The organism is Micromonospora purpureochromogenes (genome assembly GCF_900091515.1).
GTDB lineage: Bacteria > Actinomycetota > Actinomycetes > Mycobacteriales > Micromonosporaceae > Micromonospora > Micromonospora purpureochromogenes.
Window position 1 is genome coordinate 2,472,984 of sequence record NZ_LT607410.1, and the last position, 16,746, is coordinate 2,489,729.

Sequence of the window (16,746 nt, forward strand, 5' to 3'; positions counted from 1 at the left end):
CAAGCAGCCGGATGGCTGCCACGGTCTGTCGGCCCGACCGGGCCGACCAACGTGACCGGGGAGGAGTGCCGTGCCGCTCTCGGAGCACGAGCAGCGGCTGTTCGAGCAGATCGAGCGGTCGCTTGCCGAGGACCCCAAATTCGCCTCGGCCGTGCGCGCCAGCGACCCGCGTTTCCACGCGCGGCGTCGCCTGCTCGTCGCTGCCGGCGTGGTCGTCGTCGGACTGGCCCTGTTGGTCTACGGCGCGGTGATCAAGACTCCGCCGCTGGCAGTGGCGGGCTTCGTCGTCATGCTGGCCGCGCTGGGCTACGCGGTGCAGTCGCATCGCCGGTCGCAGTCACCCGACCTGCACGTGGTGGGTGGCACGACGAGTCGCCGTCGTCCGCGCGGGCGCGCGGGTGGTCGACGGCCGTCGCTGCTGGACCGCATGGAGGACCGGTGGCGGCAGCGTCCGGAGGGACATCGCTGAACGCTCACCGCCCCTGAGGCGGGTGGGCGTCGCCACGACGGTGGGTGCCGGACGAGGTCCGGCCACCTCCGTCGTTTCCGCACGTCCGGCCCCGATCCGAGCCCCGGCCCCGGCCCGCCCACGCCGAGCTGTCCTCACGCACTTTCAGAGAAAGCGTGGCTATTCGGCGAAGAATAGCCACGCTTTCTCTGAAAGTGCTCGGCCGGGGCGGCCCCGAGCACGTGGCCAGGCGGGTGGGGGGCCGGGTCAGGCGTGGCGGGTGGAGCGGTTGGCGAGCAGCCGGCGCGGGTTCCAGCGCAGCAACCGTGAGCGGGTCCGCCCGCCGCTCGCCACCAGCCGGGAGGACGAGTCCGCCGCCGCCAGCCGCCAGCGCAGCAGCACCGACGGCGGCAGCACAGTCGCCAGGAACCGGGTGCGCCGGTCCGACCGGGCGGCGATGGCGCCCCGAACCGTTGTCAACGCCCGGTGCAACGGCTCACCGGTGAGCGGGTCACGGGCGTACCGGGCCCGCTCCTCCGCCCGGCCGAGCAGCCGTACCGCCGCCGCGGACGCGGTGTCGTCGGCGACGGCCTCGCGGGCCAGCCGCTCGGCGGTGGCCCGGGGCGTCTCGGTGTGGTCCACGCGTACCCGGTAGTCGACCAGCGTGTCCAGCAGCTCGTCCCAGGCCGCGTGCGCGTCGGCGCGGGCCCGGTCGTGGTCCGCGCCGAGCACGACCATGCCGGGCGCGTCGGCGCCCGCCCCGCCCGCCCCGTCCGGGCCGCCGGCACCGGCGACGGCGGCGACCGCCCGGGCCGGCCGGCCGTGGCGACGACGCCGCAGCGCCATCCGCCGCAGGGCCGGTAGGCAGAGCAGGGCGATCAGCACCAGCACGGCGCCCGCCGTCCACCAGGGCCAGCTCGGCGCGCGCCGGGTCGGGGCGCCGCCGGCCGCGTCGAAGCCGGCGTCGGTGTCCCGGTCGGCGGCGTCCTCCCGGTCCGGCCCGGCCGTGGCGGCCGGGTCCTCCGGGGAGGCGCCCGGCGCGCTGGTCTCCGACGGCTCCGGGTCCGGGGCGTCGCTGTCCGGGGCCCAGGCCGAGCGGTTCGCGCCCTGCACCGCGTACGCCGGGGTCGCGTCGAACGGGACCCAGCCCAGCTGGTCGAAGTAGACCTCCGTCCAGGCGTGCAGGTTGCGGTTGGTCAGCACGTACGTGTCGTCGTCGGCGCTGGTGCCGTTGGTGAAGCCGAACGCCACCCGGGCCGGGATGCCGGCGGAGCGCACCAGCCAGGCCATCGCCGCCGCGTACTGCTGGCAGTAGCCGACCTTGTTGGTGAGGAAGTCGACGATCTCCTCGCCGCTGGTGCCCCCCTTGGTGCTCAGCGAGTAGCTGAAGCCGTTGTCCCGGGAGAAGTAGTCGTAGATCGCCCGGACCTTGTCGTAGTCGTTCTGCTTGCCCTCGACCAGCCGGGACACCAGCAGGTCGACCTGCTGCACCGCCGGCCGCCGGGTCTGCTGGACGGCGATCGGGTGCTCGGCGGGCAGGGAGCGGGCCCGGCGCAGGGCGGACGGGGTGAACGTCGAGCGGACGTACTCGAACGAGTAGCGCTTGCCCCGGGAGTTGTCCCGGTTGGAGAAGACCACCCCGAGGTTCGAGTCGTAGAGCCAGTTGCCGCTGAGACCGTCGACGTTGACCGGGTCGGCGTACACCGGCACGAGCGGCATCTCGAGGTTGCGGGTGACCTCCACGGTGGCCTGGTACCGCTGCTGCTCGGCGCCCTGGCGGGCCGGTGGGGCGGGCAGGTCCCGGTCCACCCGCCGGCCGTTGGGCGGGCGCACCCGGAAGCCGTCCGGCCGCAGCTCGTCGGCGACGCCGAAGCGCAGGTAGAACGGGCTCGGCTCGGTGGTGGTCACCTTGACCATCTCGGCCACCTCGCTCTGGTTGAGCTGGCCGCTGAGCGCGGCGAACAGGTCGATCCGGCCGGGGCTGCCGCCCTGGCCGGGCCGCCCGTTGCCGGTGCCGTTGCCGGTCGAGTCGACCTGGTTGAGCAGCCCACCGGTCATCCCGGGCACGGCCAGCGGGAGCACCACGGCCAGCGCCACGCCCACCACCGCCAGCCGGCGGCCGGCCGCGGCCAGCGGGGAGGACTCCCAGACGTCGACGTCTCGTCCCTCGCCGGTGAACCGGCGGCCGAACCGGCGTACCCGGTCGACGTTGTCGGTGACCAGCAGCCACAGGTAGCCGGAGGCGCCGACCACGAACGGCAGCGCGGGCACGCTGTCCACGTAGACCGCCACCGGCACCGAGTAGATCGCCAGCATCGGCAGGCCGGCCAGCGCCGGACGGCGCAGCCCCACCGCGAGCACGTCCACCATGATCGCCACCGAGCCCACCCCGAGCACGGTGATGAACAGCAGCGGGGTGGTGTCCGGCACCTCGACGCCGTACGAGCGCATGTCCTGCACCGAGCCCTGCAACAGCTCGCCGAAGTGGGCCAGGGTGGCCGGCGTGGGCAGGAACGCGACCAGCTCGGTGCCGCCCGGGAAGAGCCAGGTCAGGGCGAGCAGCAGGCCGGCCAGCATGCCCAGCACCTGGCCCCACAGGGGAGCCCGGACCAGCCGGGTCAGCGCGGCCACCCCGGCGACCACGGCCACCGCGATGGCGGCCTCGATCAGCCAGGTCCAGCGCTGGAAGATCGAAGACAGCGGCGCCGCGGCGAGCAGAGTCGCCGCGGCGGCCACGAAGCCGAGGTTCCGGGACGCGATCACGACGTCACCCTTTCCGTCATCGGACGCCGCCGGCGACCGTCTCGGCGAGCGCCGCGCGCAACGCGAAGCCCTGCGAGCCCCGGGCGGCCTGCGGCCAGAGCGCGGGCAGCCGGCCGCCGTGGTCCACCCCGATCACCCGCCAGCCGCCCTGGAGCAGGGCGAGCGCGGCCGCGCCGTGCGCCCGTTCCGACTCGGCGCGGGCCTTCTCCGGCAGGTTGAGCCAGGTGGAGCTCTCCAACAGGAAGGCGACGCAGGTCGCCCCGTTGACGCGCAGCCCGGCCAGCAGCTCGGCCTCGACGGTGCTCACCGCACCGAGCAGGGCGATGATCAGGCCGCCGTCGGAGCGCTGCCGGACCCGCTGCACCAGGGTGGCGACCTCGCCGCGCTGGTCGAGGCGGACGTCCGCCAGGTGATCCAGGAGCAGGCCGTCCCCGGCGAGCTCGGTGGCGTCCACGTCCGCACCCGAGCCGGTCACCAGCCGCAGCTTGTAGCCGGACTGGCGCAGGTGCACCGCGATGCTCGCGGCGGCGGAGACCGCCCACTCGAAGCTGGCGGTCGGGCCGTCGCCGCGATGGCCGAACGCCCGGGTGTCCAGCACGACGGTGGCCCGGCTCTCCCAGGGCTGCTCCTCGCGGCGCACCATCAGCTCACCGGTGCGGGCGGTCGACTTCCAGTGCACCCGGCGCAGGTCGTCGCCGACCCGGTACTCCCGGGTGGCGGCGTCGTCCTCGCCGTGCACCGCCACCGACCGGGCCCGGCTGTCGCCGCTGCCGGCGTACTCGCCGGGGAGGCGGACCGTCGGCAGCGGGGTGACCTGGGGAATCACGGTCAGGTGGTCGGTGCTGGGGAAGGCCCGGGTCAGCTCGCAGAGCCCGAACGGGTCGGTCAGCCGGACCACCAGCGGGCCCACCTCGTACCGGCCGCGCACGTCGGCGCGGACCGTGTACGCCACCGAACTGGCCTGGAGCGCGCCGAGTCGCTCCAGCACCACCCGGGGCCGGCTGCCCAGCGCGTACGGCAGCCGGTCCTCCAGCAGCAGGGTGCCGGTGGGCAGGCGGGACATGTTCTGCAGGCGCAGCACCACCCGGGAGCTGGCCCCGACCGGCACCCGGTGCGGCTCGAGCGACCGGTTGCAGGCCAGCTTGTAGCGGCTGCGCCCGACGTAGAGCGCGGCGAGCAGCGGCAGGACGGCGAGCAGCACCGCCACCCGCAGCAGGTCCTTCTCGCCGAGGATGCCGGCGGAGACCGCCGCCGCGACCGCGGCCGCCAGGAACGAGCGGCCGCGGGTGGTCAGGCCGCGCAGCCCGTCGCGCACCTCACGGCCTCCGCGGCTCGTACGGCCCGCGGCCGTTGCCCGCGGCGGGCCGCGGCGTGTCGTACGGGGTGCGCTTGCGCTCCTGCGGCAGCGCCAGCCGGTGCACCAGCTCCGAGACGATCGCGTCGGTGGTGCGCCGGGCCAGCTGGGCGTCGGCGGTCGGGATGATCCGGTGCGCCAGCACCGGCACCGCCAGCGCCTGCAGGTCGTCGGGGAGCACGTAGTCGCGACCCTCCAGCGCGGCGACCGCGCGGGCGGTGCGCAGCAGCTGGAGCGTGGCGCGGGGGGAGGCGCCGAGGCGCAGGTCGGGAGCCTCGCGGGTGGCGGTGACCAGGTCCACCGCGTACTGCTTGACCGCGTCCGCGACGTGCACCTGCCGGACCGTGGCGATCAGCTGGCGCACCGTCGCGGCGTCGGAGACCGGGCGCAGCTCCTGCAGCGGGTCGGTGGCGCCGTGACCGTCCAGCATGGCCAGCTCGGCGCCGGGGTCCGGGTAGCCCATGGCGATCCGGGCGGTGAACCGGTCGCGCTGGGCCTCCGGCAGGGGGTACGTCCCCTCCATCTCGATCGGGTTCTGGGTGGCGATCACCATGAACGGCGTCTGGAGCTGGTAGGTGACCCCGTCGACGGTGACCTGCCGCTCCTCCATGCACTCCAGCAGCGCCGACTGGGTCTTCGGCGAGGCCCGGTTGATCTCGTCGCCGACCACCAGGTTGGCGAAGACGGCGCCCGGACGGAACTCGAAGTCGTGCGTCTCCTGGTTGTAGACGCTGACCCCGGTGACGTCGCTGGGCAGCAGGTCGGGGGTGAACTGGATGCGCCGGACCGAGCAGTCGATCGAGCGGGCGAGGGCCTTGGCCAGCTTGGTCTTGCCGACCCCCGGCACGTCCTCGATCAGGAGGTGTCCCTCGGCGAGCAGGACGGCCAGGGCGAGGCGCACGGTCGCGGTCTTGCCTTCGATGACCTGCTCGATGTTGGCCACGATGGCTTCGCTGGCGGCGCGGAACTGGTCGTGCGGCAGCAGGCCGCCCACCTCGTCCCAGGTCTGTTGTGTCACGGGCCTCCTCCTCGTCGCCGGAACGGCAGCTCTGTATAGAGCACCTGGACCCGCCGTTGGGTTCGCGACGCCGAGCCACGTCTGCCGCAGAAATCTCACTGGTTCTCAGGCTAACCATGTTTCTCGTTGTCGCCGACCCCCGCAGGTAGACGGTCGGTTACGCCCCGAATATTCGCCGCAACGGGGGACCTGGCGGTCGCTGTCGGTGCCCACCATGATCACGATGGGCACCGGCGCCGGCATCGGCGCGGGCCCCGGCCGCGGGTGGCCCCGGCCGGCCCGGCGCCGGCCCGCGGTGGCGGGCCACCCGCGCGTCCGGCGGGCGGGGTACACTGCCGGTCATGGCCGGAGTCTTCCTGCTTCTTACCGGGCCGTGCTGATGCGCTGACGCGCGACAGCACGGCGGCCCCTCCTGCGCGAGGGGCTTTTTTGTGCCCTCCGCCGGCCGGCGTGCGCCCCGGGCCCGCCCTGGCCCGGGCGGGCCGCACCGGGAGCGGATCCACTCCCCATACCCGACCCATGACCACGCCGAGCGAGGTCAGCACCCAGCCCGGCCGCGCATGGCCGGCGGCGACGAGCGAAGCGAGGAGACGCCATGAGTGAGGCAGCCGCACCGGCGGGCGACATTCCCCCCTACCGGTACACCGCGACCCTGGCCGACGAGATCGAGAACCGTTGGCAGGACGTCTGGGCGCGTGAGGGCACCTTCCACGCCCCGAACCCGACCGGCCCGCTGGCCGACCCGGACCACCCCCGGGCCGGCGCGGAGAAGCTGTACGTGCTGGACATGTTCCCGTACCCGTCGGGCGCCGGCCTGCACGTCGGCCACCCGCTGGGCTACATCGGCACCGACTGCTTCGCCCGCTACCAGCGGATGGCCGGGCGCAACGTGCTGCACGCGATGGGCTTCGACGCGTTCGGCCTGCCCGCCGAGCAGTACGCGGTGCAGACCGGCACCCACCCGCGGACCACCACGGTGGCGAACATCGAGCGGTACAAGGCGCAGCTGCGCCGGCTGGGGCTGGCCCACGACGAGCGCCGCTCGGTGGCGACCATCGACACCGACTTCTACCGCTGGACCCAGTGGATCTTCCTGCAGATCTTCAACTCCTGGTACGACCCGGAGGTGCGCAGGGCCCGCCCGATCGCGGAGCTGATCGCCGAGTTCGAGGGCGGCAACCGCCCCACCCCGGACGGCCGGCCCTGGGCCGAGCTGACCGTGGCCGAGCGGCGGCAGATCGTCGACGACCACCGGCTGGCGTACATCTCGCAGGCCCCGGTGAACTGGTGCCCCGGGCTGGGCACCGTGCTGGCCAACGAGGAGGTCACCGCCGACGGCCGCTCGGAGCGGGGCAACTTCCCGGTCTTCAAGCGCAACCTGAAGCAGTGGATGATGCGGATCACCGCGTACGGCGACCGGCTGCTGGACGACCTGGACACCCTGGACTGGCCCGAGCCGATCAAGCTGATGCAGCGCAACTGGATCGGCCGCTCCCAGGGCGCCCACATCGACTTCCGCACCGAGCGGGAGCCCATCCGGGTGTTCACGACCCGCCCGGACACCATCTTCGGCGCCACCTACATGGTGCTGGCCCCGGAGCACGAGCTGGTCGACGCGCTGGTGCCGGCAGCCTGGCCGGCCGGGACGAAGGACGCCTGGACCGGCGGGCACGCCAACCCGCGCGCGGCCGTGGAGGCGTACCGCAAGGCGGCGGCGGCCAAGACCGACGTCGAGCGGCAGGCCGACACCCGGGAGAAGACCGGCGTCTTCGTCGGCGCGTACGCCGTCAACCCGGTCACCGGCGGGCAGATCCCGATCTTCATCGCCGACTACGTGCTGGCCGGCTACGGCACCGGCGCGATCATGGCGGTCCCCGCGCAGGACGAGCGGGACTGGGCGTTCGCCGAGGTCTTCGAGCTGCCGATCGTGCGGACCGTGCAGCCGTCGGAGGGCTTCGACGGCAAGGCGTACACCGGGGACGGACCGGCGATCAACAGCGCCGCGCCCGACCGCGGCCTGGACCTGAACGGCCTGGGGGTCGCCGACGCCAAGGCGGCGATCATCGAGTGGCTGGAGGCCAACGGGCACGGCGCCGGCGCGGTCACCTACCGGCTGCGCGACTGGCTGTTCTCCCGGCAGCGCTACTGGGGCGAGCCGTTCCCGATCGTGTACGACGAGACCGGCGCGGCGATCGCGCTGCCCGAGGAGATGCTGCCGGTCGAGCTGCCCGAGGTGGACGACTTCTCGCCGCGCACCTTCGACGCCGACGACGCCGACAGCAATCCGGAGACCCCGCTGTCGCGGCGGCGCGACTGGGTCGAGGTCGAGCTGGACCTGGGTGACGGCCCGAAGCGCTACACCCGCGAGACCAACGTGATGCCGCAGTGGGCCGGCTCCTGCTGGTACGAGCTGCGCTATCTGGACCCGACCAACTCCGAGCGGTTCGTCGACGCGGAGAACGAGCGGTACTGGATGGGCCCGCGCGGCGAGGGCGACTGCGGCGGCACCGACATGTACGTCGGCGGCGCCGAGCACGCCGTGCTGCACCTGCTGTACGCCCGCTTCTGGCACAAGGTGCTGTACGACCTGGGCCACGTCTCGTCGTTCGAGCCGTTCCGCAAGCTGTTCAACCAGGGCTACATCCAGGCGTACGCGTACACCGACGCCCGGGGCGCCTACGTGCCGGCCGAGGACGTCACCGAGCGCGACGGCGGCTTCTACCTGGGCGACACCCGGGTCAACCGCGAGTACGGCAAGATGGGCAAGTCCCTGAAGAACGTCGTCACCCCCGACGACATGTGCGCCGCGTACGGCGCCGACACGTTCCGGGTCTACGAGATGTCGATGGGCCCGCTGGAGGTGTCCCGCCCGTGGGAGACCCGGGCGGTCGTCGGGTCGTACCGGTTCCTGCAGCGGGTCTGGCGGGCCATCGTCGACGAGCAGACCGGCGCGCTGCGGGTCACCGACGCCCCGGCCGACGAGGCGACCCGGCGGCTGCTGCACAAGGTGGTCGACGGGGTCCGCGGTGACATGGAGGCGATCCGGTTCAACACCGCGATCGCCAAGCTGATCGAGCTGACCAACGGGCTGACCCGGCTGTCGGAGACCCCGCGCGAGGTGGCCGAGCCGCTGGTGCTGATGCTGGCGCCGTTCGCCCCGCACGTGGCCGAGGAGCTGTGGCGGCGGCTGGGGCACGAGACCTCGCTGACGTACGCGGACTTCCCGACCGCCGACCCGGCGCTGCTGGTCGCCGAGACGGTGACGTACCCGGTGCAGATCAACGGCAAGGTCCGCGGCCGGGTCGAGGTCCCCGCCGACGCGTCCGAGGAGACCGTCCGCGCGGCGGCCCTGGAGGCGGTGGCCGGCCCGCTGGCCGGCAAGGAACCCCGCAAGGTCATCGTCGTGAAGGGCCGCATGGTCTCCGTCGTCGCCTGACCCGTTCCGCCCGCCGGGCCCGCCCCGAGTCGGGCCCGGCGGGGCGGATCAGGGGTCGCGCCGGTGGATGGCGAGGACGGCCGCGGCGAGCGCGGCGACGGACCAGCCGGCGAAGGTCAGCCAGGAGCCGGTGACGGTGGCCGGGAACGGGTCCGGGTTGAGGATGTCGGGGTGCACCTCGATCAGCCGTTGCCAGGCCGCGACGGGGAGCGCATGGCGGACTTCCGCGATCCACCGGTACCTGTCGCTGTCGACGACCAGCGGCAGCAGCACGAGCACCGACGTGGCCGCGACGACCGTCCCGGCGGCGTGCCGGATGACCGCGCCCAGACCCATCCCGAGCAGCGCGCAGACCGGTACGAGCAGCGCGCTGGCGAGGACGGAGCGCGCCACGCCCGGCTCGCCGATCGACCAGCCGGCGTCGCGTCCGGACAGGATCGCCTGCGACACCCAGAACGAGGTGGCCGCGGTGACCAGGCCCAGCACGAGCATGACCGCGGTCAGCACGGCGGCCTTCGCCGCCACCACCGACCGGCGGGCGGGGACGGCGGCGAACGTGGTGCGGATCAGTCCGCTCTGGTACTCGCCGACGAGGGTCAGCGCGCCGACGGTGGTGGCGGCGAGCATCAGCAGCAGGTAACCGGCCTCCGGGAACGCGTCCCGCACCGGTCCGTAGAGGTGGAACATCTCGCGCCGCCCGTCCGGGTACATCGGCCAGTTGCGGTGGTCGGCGAGGCTGGCGCTGACGCTGACCCCGACAACGAAGAGGAAGACCAGCGGCAGCGTCCACCGGGTCGAGCGCAGCGACCACAGCTTGATCCACTCGGCGGCGAGCAGGTCGCGGAACCGGGCCGGAGCGCCGGTCACCGGCGCGCGGGTGGGCAGTGGCGTCACGTTGGTCATCCGGGCTCCCTCGCGGTGTATTCGACGCTGGCGGCGGTGAGTTCCATGAACGCCTCCTCCAGCGAGGCGGTGCGGGTGGTCAACTCGTGCAGCGGGACCCGGTGGGCGAACGCTAGATCACCGATCCGCTCGGCGGTCAGGCCGGTCACCACGAGCGTTCCCGGGCCATCCGGGCGGACGGTGCCGCCCTCGGCCGCCAGCACGGCGACCAGCGCCGCCGGGTCGGGCGTACGGACGGCCACGCTGGCCTGGGTGCTCCGCGCGGCGAACTGGGCGAGGCCCTGCTCGGCGATCAGCCGGCCTCGGCCGATTACCACGAGCTGGTCGGCGCAGTTCGCCATCTCGCTCATCAGGTGGCTGGAGACGAAGACTGTGCGTCCCTCGGCGGCGAGCCGCCGGAACAGGTCACGCACCCAGCGCACCCCCTCCGGGTCGAGGCCGTTGAACGGCTCGTCGAAGAGCAGCACGGGTGGGTCGCCGAGCAGGGCGGCGGCGATGCCGAGTCGCTGCCGCATGCCGAGTGAGAAGCCGCCGATCCGACGGCGGGCGACGCCGGCCAGGCCCACCTCCCGCAGCACCTCGTCGACCCGGCCACGGCCGATGCCGTTGCTCCGGGCCAGCGCGGACAGGTGCGCCACCGCGCTGCGCCCGCCGTGCACGTCGCCCGCGTCGAGCAGCGCGCCGGCGTGCCGTAGCCCGCGCGGCCGGCCCCGGAACCGGGTGCCGTTCACCATGGCGGTGCCGCTGGTCGGCTCGGTGAGACCGAGGATCATCCGGAGCGTGGTGGACTTGCCGGCGCCGTTCGGGCCGAGGAAGCCGGTGACGTGGCCGGGCCGCACGGTGAGGGTCAGGTCGTCGACGGCCGTGGTCGGGCCGTAGCGTTTCGTCAGGGCGTGGAGTTCGATCACGCGACCCACGCTGCCGGGCGGCGGCCGGCGCCGCGTCCCACCGGCGGTCACACCCGTCCACCGGGCACCCGCCCGCGGGCGTACGCCCCTGGGCCGATGCCCGGGGCGGGCCCGGCTGGCTACCGTGTCCGGATGGACGACGCCGTGCCGCTGCCGCGCCGTGCCTCGTCGCTGGCGCGGGCGGTACTGCCCTGGGCCGGCGTCGCGGTGCTGCCGGTGACCGTGCTCCTCGCCCCGGCCGTCGCGTGGAGCCGGAACGGTCTGGGCTTCGGCGACTGGTGGCTCCCCGGGCGCTACCTGGTGCCGCTGCTGGCCGTGGCCCCGCCCGCCGGCCTGCTGCGGCGTCGCCCGATGCTGGCCCTGGGGCTGATGCTCGCCGCGGCGTGCGTGGTCACCGTGACCGTCTACGTCCCGGAGGAGGGCTACCTGCGCGACATCTGGTACGGGCAGTTCCTCGCCATCGACCTGGTGGTGGGGCTGGTCGCGGCGCACCGGCCCCGTCGCGTCTCGGTGCCGGCCGCCGTCGTCGTGCTCGCGGTGCAGGTGGCGGCCAGTTTCGTGAACCCGTCCCAGGAGCCGCTGAGCCGGGCCACCCTCTCCGTGCTGGCGGTGGTCACCGCGTGGACGGTGGGCGACTCGGTGCGCGCCCGCCGCCGTCACGCCGACGCGCTGCGCGCGCACGCCGCCGCCGAGGCGGTCACCGCCGAACGGCTGCGCATCGCCCGCGAGCTGCACGACATGGTCGCGCACAGCATCGGGGTCATCGCCATCCAGGCCGGCGTCGGGGCCCGGGTCATCGACAGCCAACCGGCGCAGGCGCGGGCCGCGCTCGCCACCATCGAGGCGACCAGCCGGGAGACCCTGGCCGGCCTGCGGCGTACGCTTGGCGCGCTGCGCCGCCCGCAGTCCGAGTCGGCGTCCCTGGACCCGGCCCCTGGCCTGGCCGACCTCGATCGGCTGGTCACCGCCGCCGCGGACGCCGGGGTCCGGGTGCGGCTGCGGCGGAACGAACCGTCGCGGCCGGTCCCCGCCGACCTCGACCTCGCTGCGTACCGGATCGTGCAGGAGGCGCTCACCAACGTGGTCCGGCACGCGGGAACCGACCGGTGCCGGGTGACCGTGGAGCACGGCCCAGGCGAGGTATTTGTGGACGTCGTGGACGACGGCCGGGGCGGGCCGGTCGCCGGCGACGGGCACGGCATCGTCGGCATGCGGGAGCGGGTCGCCCTGCTCGGCGGGCAGTTCCGCGCCGGGCCGCGCCCCGAGGGTGGCTTCCGGGTGACGGCCCGGTTGCCGGCGCCGGAGGCCGACCGGTGACCGTTCGGGTAGTGCTCGCCGACGACCAGCCGCTGGTCCGGGCCGGCCTGCGGGTGCTCATCGCCGACGCACCGGGCATCGACGTCATCGGTGAGGCGGGCACCGGCGCCGAGGCCGTCCGGCTGGCCCGCGAGGTCGCGCCCGACGTGGTGTTGATGGACCTGCGAATGCCCGGCACGGACGGCATCCAGGCCACCCGCGCGATCACCGCGCGCGGCGGGCCGACCCGCGTCCTGGTGCTCACCACGTTCGACGACGACGAACACGTGCACGCCGCGTTGCGGGCCGGCGCCAGCGGGTTCCTGGTCAAGGACATGGCCCTCGACGACATCCTCGCCGCGATCCGGGTGGTGGCCGCCGGGGACGCGCTGATCGCCCCGGGCGTCACCCGCCGGCTCATCGCCGAGTTCGTCCGCCGACCCGGCCCGCCGGCCCGGCCGCGGGCCCTGGCCGGGGTGACCGACCGGGAACGGGAGGTCCTGACCCTGGTCGGGCGCGGGATGTCGAACGCCGAGATCGCCGCCGAGCTGGTGATCAGCGTGGCCACCGCCAAGGCACACGTCGCCCGGCTCTTCACCAAGCTCGGCGCCCGCGACCGGGTGCACCTGGTCATCGCCGCCTACGAGGCGAGGCTGGTCCACCCGTCGGAATGACCCACCCGGCCCGCGGCGGTCAGGCGCGGCCCGGTCCAGCGGGGAACGCCGCCCGGAAGGCCGGGAAACCGAGCGTGACGTCCGTGGTGGCGCACGCCGAAACGAGCGTGATGACTGTGAGGCATATTTATGCCTCACAGTCATCACGCTCGTTTCGGCCACGTCCACTTCGGGCCGCGACACGCCGGGGCCATGCCGGCCGGCGGCCCAGCGGGCTTCAGGCGTGCAGGGTCGACTTAACGGTGCGCCGGTGGCTGCGCAGCCAGTCCTGCCAGCGGCGTACCCCGTCGACGGCGCCGGCCGCGCGCAGCCGGCGCATGCCGGGCTCGTCCCGGTCCGCGCCGGCGTCGATGCCCCGCCAGGTGCCCTCGATCTGGTCGAGCATGACGGTGACCAGCTCATCCCGGGGGAGCGGATCCGGCCGACGGCGGCCGGTTCCCACCCGTCACGGTCGCGGCTCCGGCGCACCGCGGCGGCGCTGCCGTTCGGCCCGCCACCAGCGGTGGATCAGCGCGGCGCTGGCGATCAGGCCGAGGCTGGCGGGGGCGGCGGCGTACCAGTTGACGTCGCCCGGCGAGCTGACCGCCGCGCCGATCGCGGCGTAGCCGAACGCGGTCGGCGCGGAGGCGAGCACGCTGCCGACGAGGAACGGCAGCACCCGCGCGCCGGTGGTGCCGTAGCCGTAGCTGACCAGGCCGAAGCCGGCGATGGGCAGCAGCCGGACGGTGATCACCCCCAGCACGCTCTGCCGGGCGAACCAGCCGTCGAGCCGGGCCAGCCGGCCCCGGACCCGTTCCGCGACGAACTCCCGGCCCAGCACCCGGCCGACCGCGAAGCCGATCGCCGCGGCGAGCAGGGCCGCGCCGAGCGCGTACCCGGCGCCCTCCAGGGGGCCGAAGATGGCGCCGGAGGCGAGCGTGACGAAGGTGCGGGGGACCAGCGCGACCAGCAGCACCGCCCCGGTGGCGATCGCCGCGAGCGGGGCGTACCCGCCCAGGGAGTCGGCGAGGTGCGGCAGCCGGGCGACGTCCGGCCGGGGTACCACCAGTAGCAGCACCCCGAAGCCGGCGAGCAGGAGCAGCAGCGCGGCGAAGCGACGCCCGGACGGCTGGCCGAACAGCCGCCGGACGGCGTGGATCATGCCCGGTCGGCGGCGGCCACCGCGGCACGGCGCTCGGAGCGGAGCCGGTCGGCCCAGGTGTCGTCGAGCGGCGGGAGCTGGTGCACCCCGGTGGCCCAGCGCAGCAGCAGGTCGGCCAGGGCCGGGTTGCGGGCGAGTGCCGGCCCGTGCGAGTACGTGCCGAGCAGCTTGCCGCGCCAGGCGCCCTCGGTGGCGCCGTCGTTGCCGACTCCGGCGGTGACCCGGGCCAGCGGCGAGACGCCGGGGCCGAGGTGGGTACGCCCGCCGTGGTTCTCGAACCCGGACAGCGCCGGTAGGCCGAGCCGCGGGTCGATCTCGCCGGCCAGCTCGCCGACGGCCCGGGTGGGGCCGCGGTCGGAGGAGAGGTCGAGCAGCTCCAGCCCGGTGCACTTGGTGCCCTTGGCGAAGAAGGAGGTGCCGAGCAGCTGGTAGCCGGCGCAGACGCCGAAGACCACCGAGCCCTGGGCGACCGCCCGGTGCAGGCCGCCGTCGGCGATCAGCCGCTGCGCGCCCAGCGCCTGCGGGCCGTCCTCGCCGCCGCCGATCAGGTAGATGTCGGCGGTCGCGGGCAGCCGCTGGTCGGAGCGGACCTCCATCACCTCGACCGGCATCCCGCGCAGCTGCGCCCGGCGGGCCAGGATCAGCATGTTGCCCCGGTCGCCGTAGGTGGAGAGCAGGTCGGGGTAGATCCAGACGATGCGCAGGCTCTCAGTTGACACGGTCCAACTCCGCTCGGATGTCCTGGAAGGCGGTGTAGTTCGCGATGACCTCCAGCCGGCCCGGCGGGACCGCCTGGACCGCCTCGTCGAACGTCCGCACGTGCTGGAACGGCACGGCGTTGACGTCGAGCCGGACCGCCAGGTCGTACGCCCGGTCGCCGGTGATCAGCACCTGCCGGCCGCGCAGCGGGGCGAAGTCGACGTCGAAGAGCCAGGAGGTGTCCAGCCCGTCGGGGTCGCGGGCGTTGATGGAGAGCAGCGTCGGCGCCACGTCGGCCATGTCGAACGCCTCCAGCCAGCTGGCCGGGTTCTTGGCCAGCAGCAGCCGGATGTTGCGCCCGTCCCGGTCGACCTGGGCGTAACGGCCGGCGACCGAGGTGACCGATCCGAGCCGGGAGACCGCGTCGACGGGACGTACCCCGAACTCGGCGGCGACGGCCAGCGCGGTGGCCGCGTTGCCGATGTTGACCTTGCCGGGGAGCTGGAGGGCCACCTTGTGCCAGGCGCCGACGGGGTCGAGGACGCCGTCGTCCTCCACGGTCCACTGCGGCTCGGGCCGGCGCAGCGGGCAGCCGGTGCACCACCACTGCTCTCCTGAGCGCTGGATGGTGGAGCCGCACTCGGGGCAGACCCAGGAGTCGTCGTGCCAGCGCTGGCCGGCGCTGAACCAGGTGACGTGCGGCGGGTTGACGCCGCGCGCCGGGTCGGCCGGCGGGGTGGCCGCCCAGACCACCATCGGGTCGTCGGCGTTGGCCACCACCCGCACGTCGGCGTGCCGGACCAGCGCGGCGCGCCAGAGCTGCGCCATCATGGCGACCTCCTTGGCCCGGTCGAGCTGGTCGCGGGAGAGGTTGAGCAGCGCCACCACGTGCGGCTCGGTGGCCTCCAGCACCTGCGCGAGGTAGTGCTCGTCGACCTCCAGCACCGCGTACGGGGTGCTGCCGGCCTTGGCCAGGGCGGAGGTGTGGCCGGTCGGCATGTTGGCGCCGAAGGAGTTGGTGGCCACCCGACCGAGCACCCCGACGGCGGCGGCGGCGAGCCGGGTGGTGGTGGTCTTGCCGTTGGTGCCGGAGACCAGCGCGATGGCGCGGCCGGCGGAGAGGTGGGCGAGCAGGTCGGGATCGATCTTCAGCCCGATCCAGCCGCCGATCACCGAGCCGTCGCCCCGGCCGGCGGCGCGCGACAGGGCCGCGGCCGTCCGGGACACGGAGCTGGCCACCTTTGCCCGCAGGGGCATCTTCGCGTCCGTCACCCGAGCGAGGTTACCGGACCGGCACGCCCACCAGATCGCCGCCGACGGCGAACCGTTCGGCCGGCTCCTTCTCGGGCGTCCGGTCGCCCCGCGCTCGGCCGGTCGGCGTCGACCGTGTCGGGTAGCGGACGGGGCGCGGGGGGCGCTCCGGCCCTCCACTCCGCTCCACCCCTTCTGACGTGCTCTTTTGCCCGGCGGAGCGGCGCGCCACGCGGGCGTTTCTGGTTGCAGGTGGAGGGAAGTGGAGTAGAGTGGGGCGCGATGGTGAGGCCGGGAGGGCCCACCGGCCCGGGGGGTCAGCGGCGCCGCGAACGCCGCTAAAAGGGCGAGGGGGTAGGGCCGATGTTCCTCGGCACCCACACTCCGCGCCTGGACGACAAAGGCCGGTTGATCCTTCCGGCGAAGTTCCGGGACGAGCTGGCGGGGGGTGTCGTGATCACCAAAGGGCAGGAGCGCTGCCTCTACGTCTTCCCCACGCCCGAGTTCCAGCGGATCGCCGACCAGTTGCGCGCGCAGCCCATGACGCACAAGGCGGCCCGGGCCTACAGCCGGGTCTTCTTCGCCAGCGCGCACGACGAGGTCCCGGACAAGCAGGGACGAGTCACCATCCCGGCCCACCTCCGGTCGTACGCCGCGCTCGACCGGGACCTGGTGGTGATCGGGGCGAGCACCCGGGTGGAGATCTGGGACAAGGCGGCCTGGGAGACCTATCTCGCCGAGAGCGAAGACGACTTCGCCGACATCGAGGAGGGGGTGCTGCCCGGCGGCCTGTAGGGCGTGACGACGCCCGACGTACTGCGAGATCTCCAGCCGCTTTCGAGTTCCTGGCACCCC

Annotated in this window: 14 protein-coding genes; 5 read left to right on the top strand and 9 right to left on the bottom strand. The window is 74.2% G+C overall.

What is annotated here, in order from left to right; translation table 11 throughout:
* Window positions 1–70: 70 nt before the first annotated feature.
* On the top strand, window positions 71–469 hold the full coding sequence (locus GA0074696_RS11570) for a DUF3040 domain-containing protein (RefSeq protein WP_088961106.1): 399 nt from the start codon (window positions 71–73) through the stop codon (window positions 467–469).
* A gap of 246 nt (window positions 470–715) precedes the next feature.
* On the opposite strand, the gene GA0074696_RS11575 is transcribed toward GA0074696_RS11570, so the two are convergent.
* Genes GA0074696_RS11575 through GA0074696_RS11585 form a run of 3 tightly spaced genes read right to left on the bottom strand, consistent with a single transcriptional unit; the run spans window position 716 to window position 5,583 of the window.
* A complete protein-coding gene (locus GA0074696_RS11575) occupies window positions 716–3,211 on the bottom strand; it encodes a transglutaminase TgpA family protein (protein WP_088961107.1) in 2,496 nt (831 codons plus the stop codon).
* Between the two features lie 16 nt (window positions 3,212–3,227).
* Window positions 3,228–4,526, bottom strand: a complete 1,299-nt coding sequence (locus tag GA0074696_RS11580; protein WP_088961108.1) for a DUF58 domain-containing protein — start codon at window positions 4,524–4,526, stop codon at window positions 3,228–3,230.
* Window position 4,527: 1 nt separating this feature from the next.
* On the bottom strand, window positions 4,528–5,583 hold the full coding sequence (locus GA0074696_RS11585) for an AAA family ATPase (RefSeq protein WP_088961109.1): 1,056 nt from the start codon (window positions 5,581–5,583) through the stop codon (window positions 4,528–4,530).
* A 595-nt stretch (window positions 5,584–6,178) separates the two neighbouring features.
* Here GA0074696_RS11585 and leuS point away from each other — a divergent pair.
* On the top strand, window positions 6,179–9,019 hold the full coding sequence (gene leuS / locus GA0074696_RS11590) for a leucine--tRNA ligase (RefSeq protein WP_088961110.1): 2,841 nt from the start codon (window positions 6,179–6,181) through the stop codon (window positions 9,017–9,019).
* A 48-nt stretch (window positions 9,020–9,067) separates the two neighbouring features.
* Here leuS and GA0074696_RS11595 read toward each other — a convergent pair whose 3' ends face one another.
* Both GA0074696_RS11595 and GA0074696_RS11600 read right to left on the bottom strand, forming a co-directional pair.
* On the bottom strand, window positions 9,068–9,922 hold the full coding sequence (locus GA0074696_RS11595) for an ABC transporter permease subunit (RefSeq protein WP_088961111.1): 855 nt from the start codon (window positions 9,920–9,922) through the stop codon (window positions 9,068–9,070).
* Window positions 9,919–10,830: an ABC transporter ATP-binding protein gene (locus GA0074696_RS11600; RefSeq protein ID WP_172894259.1), complete on the bottom strand. Its 912-nt coding sequence runs from the start codon at window positions 10,828–10,830 to the stop codon at window positions 9,919–9,921. The genes GA0074696_RS11595 and GA0074696_RS11600 overlap by 4 nt, the downstream gene beginning before the upstream one ends.
* Window positions 10,831–10,962: 132 nt before the next feature.
* Here GA0074696_RS11600 and GA0074696_RS11605 point away from each other — a divergent pair, with 132 nt between their 5' ends.
* Entirely contained in the window at window positions 10,963–12,147 is a 1,185-nt protein-coding gene (locus GA0074696_RS11605; RefSeq protein WP_157745873.1) for a sensor histidine kinase, read from the top strand.
* Window positions 12,144–12,800 (top strand): response regulator, encoded by a 657-nt coding sequence (locus GA0074696_RS11610; RefSeq protein WP_088961113.1) that lies wholly within the window; start codon window positions 12,144–12,146, stop codon window positions 12,798–12,800. Before GA0074696_RS11605 ends, GA0074696_RS11610 begins: the two co-directional genes overlap by 4 nt.
* Before the next feature lie 217 nt (window positions 12,801–13,017).
* Here GA0074696_RS11610 and GA0074696_RS11615 read toward each other — a convergent pair whose 3' ends face one another.
* From GA0074696_RS11615 to GA0074696_RS11630, 4 genes are read right to left on the bottom strand one after another with little or no spacing between them, the layout of a single operon-like run.
* Window positions 13,018–13,185, bottom strand: coding sequence for a hypothetical protein (locus tag GA0074696_RS11615; protein WP_157745874.1), 168 nt, complete (start codon window positions 13,183–13,185; stop codon window positions 13,018–13,020).
* Window positions 13,186–13,245: 60 nt separating this feature from the next.
* Window positions 13,246–13,941, bottom strand: a complete 696-nt coding sequence (locus GA0074696_RS11620; protein WP_088961115.1) for a TVP38/TMEM64 family protein — start codon at window positions 13,939–13,941, stop codon at window positions 13,246–13,248.
* Complete coding sequence (locus GA0074696_RS11625) at window positions 13,938–14,660, bottom strand: type 1 glutamine amidotransferase (protein WP_088961116.1); 723 nt, start codon at window positions 14,658–14,660, stop codon at window positions 13,938–13,940. The genes GA0074696_RS11620 and GA0074696_RS11625 overlap by 4 nt, the downstream gene beginning before the upstream one ends.
* Window positions 14,650–15,897, bottom strand: a complete 1,248-nt coding sequence (locus tag GA0074696_RS11630) for a MurT ligase domain-containing protein (protein ID WP_088961117.1) — start codon at window positions 15,895–15,897, stop codon at window positions 14,650–14,652. Before GA0074696_RS11630 ends, GA0074696_RS11625 begins: the two co-directional genes overlap by 11 nt.
* Before the next feature lie 357 nt (window positions 15,898–16,254).
* Here GA0074696_RS11630 and mraZ point away from each other — a divergent pair, with 357 nt between their 5' ends.
* A complete protein-coding gene (mraZ, locus tag GA0074696_RS11635) occupies window positions 16,255–16,686 on the top strand; it encodes a division/cell wall cluster transcriptional repressor MraZ (RefSeq protein ID WP_088961118.1) in 432 nt (143 codons plus the stop codon).
* Window positions 16,687–16,746: the final 60 nt, after the last annotated feature.